Annotated in this window: 13 protein-coding genes; 6 read left to right on the top strand and 7 right to left on the bottom strand. The window is 48.9% G+C overall.

Annotated features, from left to right (window positions below; translation table 11 throughout):
- Positions 1–225: 225 nt before the first annotated feature.
- Genes A3751_RS17960 through A3751_RS17945 form a run of 4 tightly spaced genes read right to left on the bottom strand, consistent with a single transcriptional unit; the run spans position 226 to position 4,652 of the window.
- On the bottom strand, positions 226–1,407 hold the full coding sequence (locus tag A3751_RS17960; RefSeq protein ID WP_068458405.1) for an acetyl-CoA C-acyltransferase: 1,182 nt from the start codon (positions 1,405–1,407) through the stop codon (positions 226–228).
- Between the two features lie 10 nt (positions 1,408–1,417).
- Positions 1,418–2,335 (bottom strand): SDR family NAD(P)-dependent oxidoreductase, encoded by a 918-nt coding sequence (locus A3751_RS17955; protein WP_068458402.1) that lies wholly within the window; start codon positions 2,333–2,335, stop codon positions 1,418–1,420.
- A gap of 49 nt (positions 2,336–2,384) precedes the next feature.
- Positions 2,385–2,840 (bottom strand): MaoC family dehydratase, encoded by a 456-nt coding sequence (locus A3751_RS17950; RefSeq protein WP_068458400.1) that lies wholly within the window; start codon positions 2,838–2,840, stop codon positions 2,385–2,387.
- Positions 2,841–2,849: 9 nt separating this feature from the next.
- Positions 2,850–4,652 carry an acyl-CoA dehydrogenase gene (locus A3751_RS17945; protein WP_068458398.1) on the bottom strand — a complete coding sequence of 601 codons (1,803 nt, stop codon included), beginning with the start codon at positions 4,650–4,652 and terminating at the stop codon, positions 2,850–2,852.
- 129 nt (positions 4,653–4,781) lie between these two features.
- Between A3751_RS17945 and A3751_RS17940 the strand changes: the two genes are divergently transcribed.
- The 5 genes from A3751_RS17940 to A3751_RS17920 all read left to right on the top strand — a co-directional run bounded on the left by A3751_RS17940 (position 4,782) and on the right by A3751_RS17920 (position 9,028).
- Complete coding sequence (locus tag A3751_RS17940; RefSeq protein WP_068572747.1) at positions 4,782–5,669, top strand: helix-turn-helix domain-containing protein; 888 nt, start codon at positions 4,782–4,784, stop codon at positions 5,667–5,669.
- 203 nt (positions 5,670–5,872) lie between these two features.
- Positions 5,873–6,262: a DoxX family protein gene (locus A3751_RS17935; RefSeq protein WP_068458396.1), complete on the top strand. Its 390-nt coding sequence runs from the start codon at positions 5,873–5,875 to the stop codon at positions 6,260–6,262.
- A gap of 39 nt (positions 6,263–6,301) precedes the next feature.
- Positions 6,302–7,282: a glutathione S-transferase family protein gene (locus A3751_RS17930; protein ID WP_068458393.1), complete on the top strand. Its 981-nt coding sequence runs from the start codon at positions 6,302–6,304 to the stop codon at positions 7,280–7,282.
- 81 nt (positions 7,283–7,363) lie between these two features.
- The gene (locus A3751_RS17925) at positions 7,364–8,560 is read left to right on the top strand and encodes an iron-containing alcohol dehydrogenase (RefSeq protein ID WP_068458390.1); all 1,197 of its coding nucleotides are present in this window, start codon (positions 7,364–7,366) and stop codon (positions 8,558–8,560) included.
- Positions 8,561–8,593: 33 nt separating this feature from the next.
- Positions 8,594–9,028, top strand: a complete 435-nt coding sequence (locus A3751_RS17920) for a thioesterase family protein (RefSeq protein WP_068458388.1) — start codon at positions 8,594–8,596, stop codon at positions 9,026–9,028.
- A gap of 93 nt (positions 9,029–9,121) precedes the next feature.
- Here the strand turns inward: A3751_RS17920 and A3751_RS17915 are convergent, their stop codons facing one another.
- Positions 9,122–9,988, bottom strand: coding sequence for an HDOD domain-containing protein (locus A3751_RS17915; RefSeq protein WP_068458387.1), 867 nt, complete (start codon positions 9,986–9,988; stop codon positions 9,122–9,124).
- Between the two features lie 461 nt (positions 9,989–10,449).
- On the opposite strand from A3751_RS17915, the gene A3751_RS23085 reads away from it, so the two are divergent.
- A complete protein-coding gene (locus A3751_RS23085) occupies positions 10,450–11,133 on the top strand; it encodes a PEP-CTERM sorting domain-containing protein (RefSeq protein WP_068458384.1) in 684 nt (227 codons plus the stop codon).
- Between the two features lie 176 nt (positions 11,134–11,309).
- On the opposite strand, the gene A3751_RS17905 is transcribed toward A3751_RS23085, so the two are convergent.
- Both A3751_RS17905 and A3751_RS17900 read right to left on the bottom strand, forming a co-directional pair.
- On the bottom strand, positions 11,310–13,364 hold the full coding sequence (locus A3751_RS17905) for an ATP-binding protein (protein ID WP_068458382.1): 2,055 nt from the start codon (positions 13,362–13,364) through the stop codon (positions 11,310–11,312).
- Positions 13,364–14,107, bottom strand: a complete 744-nt coding sequence (locus A3751_RS17900; RefSeq protein WP_068458379.1) for a response regulator transcription factor — start codon at positions 14,105–14,107, stop codon at positions 13,364–13,366. The genes A3751_RS17905 and A3751_RS17900 overlap by 1 nt, the downstream gene beginning before the upstream one ends.
- Positions 14,108–14,418: the final 311 nt, after the last annotated feature.

Genomic DNA, 14,418 nt, shown 5'->3' with positions numbered 1-14,418 from the left:
AACCAACAATGACAAGGCAGATCGTCAAAATCTCGGCCATGGCGCATTTCCTGTTTATAGTTGCTTGGAGGACGTTATGTCACCCCAAGTAAAACCGTAACCATAGCACTTGGCGTGTTGCGTAAAAAGGCACGGTTAGCAATACACTGTTGCAGATAAAACAAAGGCGCAAAGTGGATGCTATGCGCCTTGTGATGCGTCTAACCGTCTGACGTGGATTGGGTATTACGCGACTTCGAACAACGCCGCTGCGCCCATGCCACCGCCGACGCACATTGTCACAACAACATAGCGAACGCCACGACGTTTCCCTTCGATTAACGCGTGCATTGCCATGCGAGCGCCGCTCATGCCGTAAGGATGGCCGATAGAGATAGCGCCACCGTTTACGTTCAAACGATCGTGTGGAATCTCAAGTTTGTCACGACAGTAGATAACCTGAACGGCAAATGCTTCGTTTAACTCCCACAAACCGATGTCATCCATTGTGAGATTAAAGCGCTTTAATAGCTTAGGAATTGCGTAGATCGGACCGATGCCCATTTCATCTGGCTCACAACCCGCCACAGCCATGCCGCGGTAAATACCCAAGGCATTCAGATTGCGTTGCTCGGCCAGCTTGCTGTCCATCATCACAACCGCGGCAGCGCCATCAGAGAGTTGGGATGCGTTGCCTCCTGTGATGCAGCCGTTTTCGCGCACGGTGCGCAAGCCAGAAAGACCTTCGAAGTTCGTGCCTGGACGGTTACCTTCATCCTGAACTAGCGTAACGGTTTCTTTGCTGATTTCGCCGGTTTCTTTGTTTTGAACCAGTTTGGTCGTCGTAACAGGAATAATCTCTTGGTCAAATTTGCCGGCTTCCTGCGCTGCGGCAGTGCGCGCTTGTGATTCAACCGCATACTCGTCTTGCGCTTCGCGCGAGATGTTATAGCGCTTGGCAACCACTTCTGCTGTATCGAGCATGGGCATATACAAGGCTGGAGCATGTGCGACCGCGTTTGGGTCGATCATGCGAGTGATGTTCATCTTGTCATTCTGCACCAAAGAGATGGACTCACAACCGCCAGCGATCGTGATTGGCGCGCCATCTACCATGATTTGTTTCGCCGCCGTCGCGATGGACATGACTCCTGAGGCGCACTGACGATCCAGCGTCATACCGGCAACACTAACAGGCAGGCCCGAAGCCATTGCAACAACACGAGCGAAATTGCTGCCTTGCGTACCCTGTTGGAGTGCTGCGCCGAATACGCAGTCGTCGATTTCAGCCGGATCTACACCAGAGCGCTCAACGGCGGCTTTAACAGCGTGCGCAGAAAGGCTCGGTGCCTCTGTGTCATTGAATGCTCCGCGATACGCTTTTCCGATTGGGGTGCGAGCTGCACTTACAATTACTGCTTCTCTCATCTTGGTCACCTTATGCGTTTGCAGCGAGATGTGCTGCGGCCATTTTAAGGAACTTCTCAGTTTGACTTGGACCCGACGCCAATTCTGATTGACGGTCTGTGTCGCAAATCTCTGGCATTTTACTTAATACTGCTTCGCCAGCTTGCTCTTCTGCAGGGATGAATGCACCTTCCGTTTCGAATAGGCGTGTGCTTGCGTAACCGCCAGCGCCTGCACAAAGGATAAGTCGGTTTGGCGCATCTTCATGACACAAAGTGATTAATCCAGCGGTTACGGCTTCAGGTTGAAGCATCGCAAGCAACTGTTCGCTGAGTAGGTCTTCCGTCATACGTGTTGCCGCTGTTGGAGAAAGCGCGTTTACACGGATGTTGTTTTTCGCGCCTTCAAGAACAAGAGTGTTCATGAAACCAAGCACCGCCATTTTCGCAGCGCCGTAGTTGGTTTGGCCAAAGTTGCCATACATACCGGAGGATGATGTGGTCATGACGATACGCCCATAGTTCTGATCCCGCATGATCTGCCACACGGCTTTGGTACAGTTAACGCTGCCCATAAGGTGAACATCCACTACCAGTTGGAAATCTGCCAAATCCATTTTTGCGAAGGTTTTGTCGCGCAAAATGCCTGCGTTGTTGATCAGCACGTCAACACGGCCCCATTTTTCCATGGTTTGATTAACCATATCTTCCACTTCAGCGTAGTTTGCTACGTTTGCACCGTGTGCAAATGCCTCACCGCCTGCTTCTTTAATGATTTGTACAACTTCGTCTGCGGCTGCAGAAGATGCGCCGCTACCATCGCGTGCGCCACCAAGATCATTTACAACAACTTTCGCGCCACGCGCTGCGAGCTCCAGTGCGTGTGAACGACCAAGACCATTACCCGCGCCCGTTACGATGGCGACTTGTCCAGTGAAATTAATTGTCATTTTCTAAACCTTCATCTTTTCGTGTTGATGGAATATGTATTCCATGTCTTTACTTCACTAATTGCATGGTCAGCCAATCTGCAAGCAGTGCTGGTTTTTCGGAACCTTCAATCTCCACCTTAATATGGGTAAGAAATTGGAACTGGCCGGGGCGCTTCTCCGTGATGGATTTAAGCGTTGCCACGGCACGTATTCGGCTGTTTACTTTGACCGGGCTGATAAAACGAATTTTATCAAAGCCAAAGTTAATGCCCATGTATGTTCCCTCGATCATGGTACCGAAGGATTCCGCAAAGTGGGATAACATCGACAAGCTCAAGAAGCCATGCGCGATCGTCGTGCCAAATTCTGTTTCTGCAGCGCGCTGCGGATCGACATGAATGAACTGATGGTCCAAAGTGCAATCTGCAAACTGGTTTATTCGGTCTTGTGTGACTTCAAACCAATCTGACATGAAAGTACGATCAATCTGCTGCTTCATTTCTTCTTTCGTGATGATATGCATTGTGTCGCCTCAGAACCATTCGGTTTTCATGTCAAAGTGTGTGCTGTTTAGTTCTCCAACAAGCTCAGCCCAGTGTTTGGTCTTCGGTAACTCGCACTGATAGAAAAACTTCATGGCTTGTAGCTTGCCAAGATAAAAGTCTGCATCGTCTTTGCCTTTGTCTGTCGCAAGCGCCTTACTTGCGATATCGGCCTGTCGCAACCAGAGCCATGCGATGACAACATGGCCAAACAGCTCGAGGTAGCTGACCGAGTTCGAGAATGCGAGATCTAAATCGTGTGTTTGCGCAGCAGCAAAGACCTTTTGCGTGGTGGTGTTCAAAAGGCTAACGGCCTCATTGAGTTGATTCGCATAGTCGGCGAGCTCTCCGTTGGCACAAGCAGCTGCGGTTGTGCCGATTTCTGCCATCATCGCTTTGTATCCGGCGAAGTTATTCATCGGTACCTTACGGCCCATTAAGTCCAATGACTGAATGCCGGTTGTGCCTTCGTGAATTGGATTCAAGCGATTGTCGCGGTAGAACATTTCAACAGGATGCTCATTGACGTAGCCATGCCCACCAAGGACTTGAATCGCTTGATAGTTGGCTTTCGGGCCATACTCGGATGGCCATGTTTTGATGACAGGGGTCAGAAAATCCAAAAGTAGCTGTGCCTTTTCCCTTTCTTCGACGGATGGTGCCGTTCGGCTATCATCAGAGAGCTGGCTGCCATACAGGCACAAACAGTAAGCCCCTTCAGCGTAGGCCTTTTGCAGCAACAGCATGCGGCGCACATCGGGGTGTTCAATAATGTTTACTGGAGCGGAAAGAGGGTCTTTATTTGAAACAAGTCGGCCTTGCGGGCGCTCTTTTGCATACCATAACGAGTACTGATAACCCGTCAGCCCTGTCAGTGCCGCACCGGTACCGACAAGAATGCGTGCCTCGTTCATCATGTGGAACATGTAGCGCAGCCCCTGGTTTTCTTCACCAACCAAATATCCGACTGCGCCTTTATCTTCTCCAAAACTGAGTGCCGTGGAGGTGTGGCCGCGACCACCCATTTTGTGGAAGAGTCCCGCAAGCGCAACCTCATTGCGTTCACCGATTGAGCCGTCTTCATTCACAAGGAACTTCGGTACGATAAATAACGAAATACCTTTCACACCTTTCGGTGCGCCTTTAACGCGAGCCAATACTAGATGCACGATGTTTTCGCTCAACTCATGGTCTCCACCGGAGATATAAATTTTGTTGCCGGTGATGCGATAGCTGCCGTCTTCATGCTTCTCGGCAGAGGTGATGAGGTCGGCGAGTCCAGAGCCTGCACCAGGTTCTGTCATGGCCATGGTGCCGTAGAAGCGTCCTTCTCGCTGAGGCTTCACCCATTTTTCGATTTGCTCTTGGGTACCATGGGCTTCGATTAGATTGCAGTTTGCATCGGTCAGTGAGGCATAGCCCACGGTCGCATTTGCAGCGGCCGAGATGTACGAGTAGGCGACATTTGCAACGGCCTCTGGCAACTGCATCCCGCCCATTTCGTAGTCGCTTGACGGGCTCAGCAGACCGGCATCGATAATGGCGTCGATCGCCGGTTTAATTTCAGGAATGAGATGCACCTTTTCACCGTCAAAATGTGGTTCGTTCGCATCTACTTTGTGGCGAATGGGTAGGAAGAATTTTTCGGCAATGGCTTTTGAAGTGGATATCGTCGCTTTAAAGGTATCTTTATCGTGATCTTGATATCGCTCTCGTGTCGTCATCGCCTCAACATTGAGAAATTCATAGAGCATAAAATCAAGTTCGCGATCGCTTAGAATCGGTGCCGCCATGTGCAAAGTCCTCTAACAGGTTGGTGATCTATTTCTGATATAGTCTTGTATCTCAAGTTCTTCAGCCATGACCTATGAGGTCGGGGTAACTAAAAAATACATTCTTTTCTGTTCGAGACGCTCCTTTTTATGCCTAAGCCCGCAGTGACAAATGCCAATCTCCAGTCTAATGACAACCCCGATGACGACACTAAACGCATTATTTTTGGGGAGTTACTGCGTTTCTGGCGCGAGATTAGAGGGTTTAGTCAAGAGTCGCTGGCGTTTGAGGCGAGCTCCTCAACGCGCCATATTTCGCGCATGGAGAATGGTAAAGCTATGCCCAGTTTTGCGATGATCGAGAATCTGGCTCGGGTAATGGAACTAGGTAATCGCGATGCGGCGTATCTTTTTCTGGCGGCGGGACATGTGCCGCCTGCCGAGCCTGTGGCGTTTGAAGATTCGAAGTATCGTTGGTTGCGCAAGGCAATGACTCGTACCTTAAGAGCACTTGACCCAAACCCTAGCGTGTTGATGGATAGCTTCGGCACAATCCTGATGGTTAACGAGGCATGGGCGTCCTTCTGTTTTGATAGCATGGTTGATTTAAGCGGAGGCATGGCGGCGATTACCAATTACCACGACTTTTTGTTTACCTGTCAGTCCTTCAAAGACGCACAAGATCTTAGAATGAATTCGTTGTCGCTCATTTTAATGGCGATCAAGCAAGAAAGTGTGTTGACCGGCGATGTGCGATATGAGGCCTTATTAGAAAGGCTAATGGCATACCCGGAAGTGCCGTTTGGCTGGAAACAACGGGCAGCCAATCTTGAGCCTATGAGCAGTTATCGCGTGCAATTTGAACAGAACAGTCAGCTTGTTCGTTATTACAATGTGAGTCAGTCCGTAAGCGCGATGGGGCCGGTTTCCTTTGTCGCAGAGCCGAGGCTGATCATCACCACCTTGTTTGCCGAAGATGAAGGCCGAGAGCCGGTATTGCCCAAGATCATTCCTGAACATCCGTTGCTGTATACGTAGATTAAGGTTGCTGTCGTGTGTCTCTTCTAGCGTACATTCTCAACGTGCGCTTGGCTTGGTTCAGTACAGCGACCTGGCGACCTGTGTTCGTAAACCATTGTTCGTTTATTCTGAACAATCCGTTCAAACTTTTACGGTGTCTCCCTCAAAGGTTCACGCTTAACATTGGTCCTGTCATTTAAATTAAACGAAGGGACAAAGTAATGAATCAACTACAACTTTTGACTGCGCCAGTGGGGCGCGTTTTGCTATCACTCATCTTTATCACATCAGGTATTAGCAAGATATCTGGATACGCGGGCACGCAGGGGTACATGGAGGCGATGGGCGTTCCTGGCGCTTTGCTTCCGTTCGTGATCGCTCTGGAAGTGCTTGGTGGTCTTGCAGTACTTGTGGGTTTTCAGGCTCGGCTTGCCGCGCTTGCGCTTTCGGGTTTTTGTATTGTGTCTGCAGTTCTATTTCACGCAGATTTTTCAGACCAAATGCAGATGATTAGTTTTATGAAGAATATCAGCATTGCTGGTGGGTTTCTGATGGTGTTTGCGCATGGCGCCGGAGCCTACTCCATTGATAATCGTCGCTCTGCCGCCTAAGGCTTTTCGCAGTCATCCAACGCAAGGGGAGATACAAGCATGGGGTTATTAGTAGAAGGTAAGTGGCAAACGGATTGGTACGATACCAAGTCAACGGGCGGCAAGTTTGTACGCAAAGATTCAAGTTTTAGGAACTGGGTAACGCCTGACGGCTCTGCCGGACCCTCTGGTAGCGGGGGCTTTGAGGCTGAGGCCGGACGCTACCATTTGTACGTTTCATACGCGTGTCCGTGGGCACACAGAACTCTGATATTCCGAGAGTTAAAAGGGCTGCAGGATATGGTAACGGTATCAGCGGTCAACGCATTCATGGGTGAGGAGGGTTGGACGTTTTACCCAGGCGAGGGTGTGATTCCAGATTCTGTAAATGCCAAACAGCGAATGTATGAGATCTATACTCTTGCGCAACACGATTATACTGGGCGGGTGACGGTGCCGGTGCTGTGGGATAAAAAGCAGCATACCATCGTGAGCAATGAGTCTGCCGAAATTATCCGCATGTTCAATCGTGCTTTTGACCATATCGGAGCAAAGCCGGGCGACTACTACCCTGAGCCTCTGACGGCGCAAATCGATGAGGTGAATGCCTTGGTGTATGACCATGTTAATAATGGCGTATACAAGGCGGGATTTGCAACAACTCAGTCAGCCTATGAAGAGGCGGTTGAAGACGTTTTTAGGGTGCTCGACCAGCTTGAAGCGCGGCTCACGGAACAGCGCTATTTGGTTGGCTCCGATATCACAGAGGCCGATTGGCGTTTGTTTACAACGCTCATCCGGTTCGATGCGGTTTACGTTGGTCACTTCAAATGCAATCTGAAGCGGATTGCGGATTACCGGGCTTTGTCTCACTATGTAAGAGACTTATATCAACAGCCCGGTGTTGCCGGAACGGTCAATATGGATGTGATCAAAGCGCACTATTACGTATCGCACAAGAATATAAATCCAACAGGTATTGTGCCGGCAGGGCCAAGTATTGATTTTGACAAAGCACACAACCGGAGTGCTCTGACTTAGTTTTTTGCTTTGGGTTAGTGAAACGTGGCGCTCATTGCTCTAGCATGCAACTCGAGGTTTTATCCAGCGAGTGTTAGAACGATGAACGCATTTCAGTTTAATACAACAAAAAGCATTATCAGCGAAGCGGGTTCGTTAAAACGAATGGGGGAGCTTTGTGGCAGCCTAGAGATTGGCCGTCCAATTGTTATTAGTGATCAGGGTATCGTTGCTTGTGGCTTACTCGATCAATTAAAAGACGCGGTTTCCTCGACACAGCTTGAAACAGACTACTTTGTTGATGTGGTTGCTGATCCACCAGAAGATGTGGTTTTGGCAGCGATTGAATGCGCCAAGCAGCATAACGCTGACGGCGTGATAGGCTTTGGTGGCGGAAGCTCTTTGGATACCGCTAAGCTTGTTGCAGCTGCACTTGGTTCGGGCCAAGAATTGCAAGCTATGTACGGTATCGATCAGGTTGTAGGCGTTCGTTTGCCACTAATTCTTGTTTCGACTACCGCTGGCACCGGTTCTGAAGTCACCCCCATATCCATCGTGACCACTGGCGAAACAACCAAGGCCGGCATTGTATCGTCGACGCTTCTTCCAGACATTGCGCTGCTGGATGCTGAATTGACACTGGGTTTGCCTCCACATGTCACTGCGGCGACCGGCGTTGATGCAATGGTGCATGCCATCGAAGCCTACACCAGTGCGATTAAAAAGAACCCATACTCCGATCTACTTGCCGCTCAGGCACTCCGGTTGCTTTCAGACAATATTAAGCAAGCGACGTATCATGGTGCTGATATCGAAGCGCGCCAAAATATGTTGCTTGGGGCCTGCTTAGCGGGGCAAGCTTTCGCCAATGCGCCGGTGGCCGCTGTTCATGCTTTGGCTTATCCCTTGGGTGGGCACTTTCATATTCCACATGGCTTAAGCAATGCGCTTGTTCTGCCGCACGTGATGCGCTTTAACAAGTCGGCCTGTGGTGCGCTTTATGCACAACTAATACCCTATATTGCTCCGGATCTTGTACCTCCTGTCTCTAGTGAGAGCGAATCTGAAGAGAACCAATTGGCGTCGGCCGTTTGCCGCTTAATTGAGTATATTGAAGACTTAGTTAAAGATCTCGGGTTGCCGACCAGTTTGGCAGAGATGGGAATCGAAGAGTCTTATCTTGGAATTTTAGCGGACGATGCGATGCTTCAGACTCGTTTGCTTCAGAATAACCCGAAGGAAGTAACGCGCGATGACGCGCTTGCGATCTATCAGGCGGCCTTCAAAGGGATCGTTTAAGGGTATTGCTTAATTGCTTAAAGGAATAGCGTAATGGCGAAACAGCCAGTTTTTAAAAATACATTCCGACATTTTCAGAATGTTCAGACCCGCTGGATGGATAACGATGTGTATGGCCATGTGAACAATGTGGTGTATTACTCGTATTTTGATAGCGTGGTGAATACCTATCTTATCGACAAAGGTGGACTGGATATTCAGAATGGCGCGCAGATCGGTTTTATCGTTAATTCGAATTGTGTTTATCAGCAAAGTATCGCCTTTCCCGAGTCCTTAGTGGGCGCACTACGTGTAGATCGCATTGGCAATAGCTCGGTGGATTACGGCGTAGCCTTGTTCAAGGAGGGGCAAGAGCAAGCTTGTGCGTACGGAGCGATGACACACGTATTTGTTGATCGCGAGACCAACAAGCCTTCGCCGATCACCGGGCAGCTCCGCGATGCGCTACAGGCCATCGCCGTAGCCTAAGCTCTGAGGAGTTGCCTGTTGCACAATGCAGGATGTGAGCGGTGAATGTTTCAGATGGAATACGTTAGTTGGAATGCAGGGCAAGCATTGTTGTTAGAATAAGCCGATGCCTGCTTCTTTACACTCATCTGCCATGTTGAGAATATCGTCTTCAACCAGGCCACCATAGTCCAAGAGCTCGTCTTTAATTCTCTCCCATTCATGGTCAATACTGCAGGCGCCCAATGTGCGGAAAGAGCCGCATATATGTTCTGATATTTTAAGAACCAACAGTAAATCTTTTTTTAGCGTCCTGTTTTTCCGATCGAGTTCAAATATTTTTCCGACGCAATGGTGGTAAGAGATGATCTCGCTAATGTGGTCTGCAAGCTTCCAAGTCTTGGCCGTGTAGTAGCCGAGTACGGTATGGTCCGTCTTGTAATGCTCGTTCTCGACGTCTATCACTCTTCTTTCGCTGTCTTGGTATCCTTTTTCGAGCACTTCGAGGTAATCAGGATATCGCATCATCATCAGCGGTATGCCGCAATCATGAAAAAGGCCTAGAGAGTAAGCTTCATCAGAAGAGCCAACGCCAAGGTATTTCGACACGATCACTGAAGCGTTAGCCACGTCATTTGCGGTATCCCAGAAGCGATTTAGACCGGTGACATTGTCGTCGCTCAATACGCTTTTTAAGGATAGTGAAGTAGCAATACCGACGACACTGTCCAAGCCCATAAGACTTACTGCGTGATTAATAGATTTAATCGTTCCGGATAAGCCGAACAGAGGGGATTTAAGCGCTTTTATAAGGCTGCCGGATATACCCACATCTTTCGCAATAATACTGGCAATAACATTGATGTCGGGGTAGGGCATTGCAGATTCAATCTGCAGATCAGCGACGATCTGGGGTCTAGGAGGAATGACAAACCCTTTCAATAAATCATTTGAAAGTCTTTCATCAGAGTTATTCGACATTATTTACTGCTCCGTGTGGAAGTGCGCTTGTTCCAGTAAGCGCGTTCTTATGAGGGCATGTCTTAGGCGCGACGACAGAACTTGAAATCACGTTCAATAAATATATATCAAACTTGAGTGAATACAACTGACTCAGGAGACAAGGCTGTGAGGTGTTTCGGTTGCTGTTTCTGTTTCAGTAACGATGATTGCCCGAGCACGCGTTCGACGCCTCTTAATCAAGTGTCTGGATCGTTTTTCGCGTAAGCGGCCTTAATCCTCGTCAGTCCAGCGTTTGATCTCTCCTGTTCTGGGGCTTGCAAACGTCAGCTTCTTTTACAGTTTTTCACATTAGGCTTTCTAGGCGCTTTGTTAAGACCTTGAATTTCTTAACAGAATTTTCATGTGGCGTTTTCCTAGCTTGATTTTGGAACGTCAGGTTGACGAAAACACCAAAATAAAGAAAAAGGGAGTTAGCACCGATGAGCTTACTTAAGAAGATTGTGTATCCAGTCATTTTTATGGCCGCGACGATCCAAGCCGCCAATGCGTTCACCATTCATGGTGAATACTATGATCTACAAAATGTTTCAACGCTGTCAGAAGCGCAGGCAGCGATAGCGGGTGGACCGCAACTTGAGTTCGATACCGACAAGCTAGAGTTTGGCCGACCAAACGCAACGCCAACCTTCGATATCGGCACCGTAGACGAGTTTTTAACGGGTATGACCGCGACCATCACGAACCGCGTTGATAACGATCTGGGTGATGGTATTGATTTTGATCATTACATGGGGGAGTCGCTCTGGAGATTTACCGGTACCGCACAACTGGTAAACGGAGGTGTTCTGTCGGTGACATCCGATGACGGCTTTGCGGCTGGTTTTGATCTAAATATGGATGGAATTTTCGAAGATACAGAAGAGCTTTCTAGCTTCGACGGTCTTCAGCCACCGGGGTCGACTTGGCTATCTGATCCATTTGCTGGTGTAACGGGAACCTATGCATTCGAGTTTTTCTACTTCGAAGGACATGAAACACAAGCGCAGCTCATTTCAAACCTTGTTCCGGGCGCACCGATAAGCGTGCCGGAGCCTGCATCGATTCTGTTGCTTGGCTTCGGTTTAGCTGGGCTTGGTTTTAGTCGTCGAAAGGTAAAAGCATAACAGGCCGCCACTCTTTCATCCGGGTCTGCGATGGCTCGGATGATTTTTTTTGCGTGTCGCGGTGTCTGCCTTTCGATTTCTTCGATTCTAGAGCGGGCTGACGCTCTATTGAACACCGCTGATATTGCGCATGTATCGTCGTAATCGGACCCTACTGATTGCGATACGCCGCCTAGCTAGCATTTAAAAAGAACACTAAACGTCACGCCACTTCCATCATGTCTGTTTTTCGCCAGTATATTTGCCTGATGTTTTTCAGCGATGAGCTTGGCGACATGTAACCCCAGCCCCAAATGAATGGCTCCACCACTGGACCGATTTGTCGACATAGGCGCGCACAATTGCGCGATGTTTTCGGTGGCAAGCGGCGGCCCATCATTGGTGATGTCTACTTGTAGAAAATGCTTTTCCTGCTTTACGGTGATGAGGACCGCACCGTCTTTTGAGCAAAAGCTGGTGGCGTTATCCATGAGCTTGTCGAAAAGTTGCTCAAGGCGACTTGTATCACCAAGGATCTCAAACAGAACAGGCGCAAATGGCTGCACCTTAACCGGCTCTTTCCAGCTCTCAAAATAGCCTTGTAGGAATTGATTTAAATCCATCTTAGCCAAGCGTTCTGATTGAATAGCGCCTTCTAAGCTTGCGGCTTCGGTAAGATGGGTTGTTATCTGGTTAATTTGATCTGTACCGGCTGAAAGCCGTTTGATGTATCGATCATTGGAAAGTTCCGGTCTGGTTTCTTGTAAGAGCTCCAGAGATGTTTTGAGCTTGTTCAGTGGGTTGGCAATTTCGTGGCGCAGAGTCTGCGGAATCCTCTCCAGAAAATCGGTGTAGGATTGTTGTTTTTGGAGTAGGGCCGTCATTGTGCGCGATAGATCACCAATCTCGTCTGGAACATCTTTGCTGGCTTCGAGTTGCGTGATCTCGATTCGACCGTGTTGGTCTACTGTGGTTTTTGACTCGTTATTCAGTCGGGCAATACGCCTTGCAAGTAGAACAGCATACGCAAAAAACACCGATACAACGCCGATCACTGCGAGTGCAAGACGCGTTGCAATTGCCTGTATTTTGTCTTCTTCTTTTCCTAGTACATGTTTTGCGGATTCATCTATTACAACCACGCCCAATACACGTCCTTGCTCGATAATTGGATGGCAAGCGATGATACGTTCTAGCTCTCCGTTAAGGTTGGAGACGTATTGTAATGGACTATCTTTTACAAGAAGCGCGTCTTGCACGCACTGAGTGTCGAAGGCCAGAGGTTGAATACTATCGTGCGCTTCCCGTCCACCATAGGCCCATTCACGACCTTTGCGATCAAATACCCAGAGTCTGGCATAGGTGGTCTTTAGTTGTTCAATAACGCGTTGTAGCTCGCGCGCATGGAGACCTAAGGGATTGAGTTCGCTCGCTAGTTGTTTCGGCAAACTGGCGACAATAGCGCTCGGCCCCAATGTGGGTTTCTCATCAACATCAACGACAGCGATGTGCAACCTAGGGTCGAGCGCATTTAACTTAGTGGTCGGCATGCGAAGTTCGATCACATAACCTTGCTCTGTGTTTCGCCAAAATCCCTGTATGCCGGTTTGATGGCTCGGCGTTAGTTCGCCGGAAATTGGGTGTGTGTTATCTACGCCGTATTTCCAATCAAAGTCAGTAAAATAGCTGGCTAGATTACCTTCCCCTTGTGCCGGGATGAGAACACGCTTGATGGCGCCCAATGTATCTTGGTAGGTCAGCTGAACATGGTCATTGTAATCGAGTCTAAGATGATTCGCCTGGCGCTCTTGTATGACGTTATCCCGCACATTCAGTGCAACATAGAGATATCTTTGTGTCTGCGCCAACGCAAGTCCAAAAGCGCTTTCAGCCGGTAGCTCAGGGTCCGACTGCCAGATAGAAAAGCTAGATTCAAATGACGTTAATAGTTTTTGTTGGCCATTCCAGTCACCGAGGTTTCCATCGAGGCGGATCGGCGCAGCTACAGAAGGCGCGCTTAACGCGTGCTTTTCGACGAGGCTGTTGTCGTCTGCAGCTAGTAATTCGGCAATGTTCTCTTGCGTCGCAACGAGGCTGGTCGCGATGGCTTTGGTTTCGATCAGCTGCACTCGGCCCTGAGTAGTGATTGCGGCTTGCTGAATCTCTTGCCAATACGACCACGCAAACCAGGGAATAGAAAGTAAGCCCAAGCTTAATAGGGTGATTTGGGCTTTAATACCAAAGCGCGGCATTAGGGCGCTTCCCATCGATAACCAAACCCTGGTTTGTTGAGCACTGAATTAAATTCTGGGTCGATTTCGTTAAACTTCTTACGCAGATTTTTAATGTGGCTATTGATGGTGCCATTGGTCACCATGCGCTGCATCGTACTCTCGCTCAGGGTCTGATAATCAATGCCTTGCGCGCCCGCATCGTGAATGGCAACAAACAATCGAAACTCTGTGAGCGTCAATGGCACTGTCTGCCCCTTCCACGACACAAAAGAGGTTTCATGATGAATGTTCAAAGGGCTTTGATCGCTGGTCGCGGTGTTGTTTTGATTTAGGGCGCCATCAAAGGCTGTGCCTTCTGGAGAACAGGCTGAAAAAAGGCTCTGTCTAGCGGAATGAATACGCAATACAGACTTAACCCGCTCTGCCAATAACGACAGTGAGATGGGTTTTGTTTGATAATCCCATGCTCCGAGTCTTAGGCCGAAGACCTGATCGATTTCATCTGAACGATCAGTTAGAAATACGATGGGTAAGTTAGCCCCTTGATCCAGCAATTTCCGGCAAATTGTGAAGCCGCCATCCGGGTCATCCTCAAGCACAACATCTAACAACACAATATCTGGTTTTACTTCAGATATACCCGCTAATGCGGATGCGACATTGGAGTAACAGTAGGGGGTAAAACCGCGGAGGGATAATGCCTCAGCATAATTTTGCTGTTGATCAATGTCGTCTTCTACTATCGCAATGCTATTCGTCATAAGGGCTATGGTTGCTTCCAATTGTCTTGAATTGTGTGACCCTCACTTTACCTGAGTTCAATCCAATGATGGAGGATAAATCCACTTCTCCATAAGATCTCCAGACTTTGCACATATTGTCTCCAGAAGGCGGTGCCTAGCGTTCAACACCCGTCCTTGGATTGCGCGTAATGGAGCACTTGTCCAGAAAGCCAGAACATCTCACTAATCCTTCCAGAGAGTCTCCATTACTGGAGTGCAAGAAAATCATTCAATAGCGCCAACGCCTAGCAATGAACGGAATGAATGGAATAAGCGATTCGGGTTCCACC

The sequence above is a fragment of the Oleiphilus sp. HI0080 genome, from assembly GCF_001635135.1.
This window is presented reverse-complemented; position numbering and strand designations above follow the sequence as displayed.

Bases quoted from the DNA above. Each gene is read 5' to 3' on its own strand.
- A3751_RS17950 (WP_068458400.1), bottom strand. From the start codon at position 2,840: ATGCATATCATCACGAAAGAAGAAATGAAGCAGCAGATTGATCGTACT.
- A3751_RS17955 (WP_068458402.1), bottom strand. From the start codon at position 2,335: ATGACAATTAATTTCACTGGACAAGTCGCCATCGTAACGGGCGCGGGT.
- A3751_RS17960 (WP_068458405.1), bottom strand. From the start codon at position 1,407: ATGAGAGAAGCAGTAATTGTAAGTGCAGCTCGCACCCCAATCGGAAAA.
- A3751_RS17935 (WP_068458396.1), top strand. From the start codon at position 5,873: ATGAATCAACTACAACTTTTGACTGCGCCAGTGGGGCGCGTTTTGCTA.
- A3751_RS17925 (WP_068458390.1), top strand. From the start codon at position 7,364: ATGAACGCATTTCAGTTTAATACAACAAAAAGCATTATCAGCGAAGCG.
- A3751_RS17900 (WP_068458379.1), bottom strand. From the start codon at position 14,107: ATGACGAATAGCATTGCGATAGTAGAAGACGACATTGATCAACAGCAA.
- A3751_RS17945 (WP_068458398.1), bottom strand. From the start codon at position 4,652: ATGGCGGCACCGATTCTAAGCGATCGCGAACTTGATTTTATGCTCTAT.
- A3751_RS17940 (WP_068572747.1), top strand. From the start codon at position 4,782: ATGCCTAAGCCCGCAGTGACAAATGCCAATCTCCAGTCTAATGACAAC.
- A3751_RS17915 (WP_068458387.1), bottom strand. From the start codon at position 9,988: ATGTCGAATAACTCTGATGAAAGACTTTCAAATGATTTATTGAAAGGG.
- A3751_RS17920 (WP_068458388.1), top strand. From the start codon at position 8,594: ATGGCGAAACAGCCAGTTTTTAAAAATACATTCCGACATTTTCAGAAT.
- A3751_RS23085 (WP_068458384.1), top strand. From the start codon at position 10,450: ATGAGCTTACTTAAGAAGATTGTGTATCCAGTCATTTTTATGGCCGCG.
- A3751_RS17930 (WP_068458393.1), top strand. From the start codon at position 6,302: ATGGGGTTATTAGTAGAAGGTAAGTGGCAAACGGATTGGTACGATACC.
- A3751_RS17905 (WP_068458382.1), bottom strand. From the start codon at position 13,364: ATGCCGCGCTTTGGTATTAAAGCCCAAATCACCCTATTAAGCTTGGGC.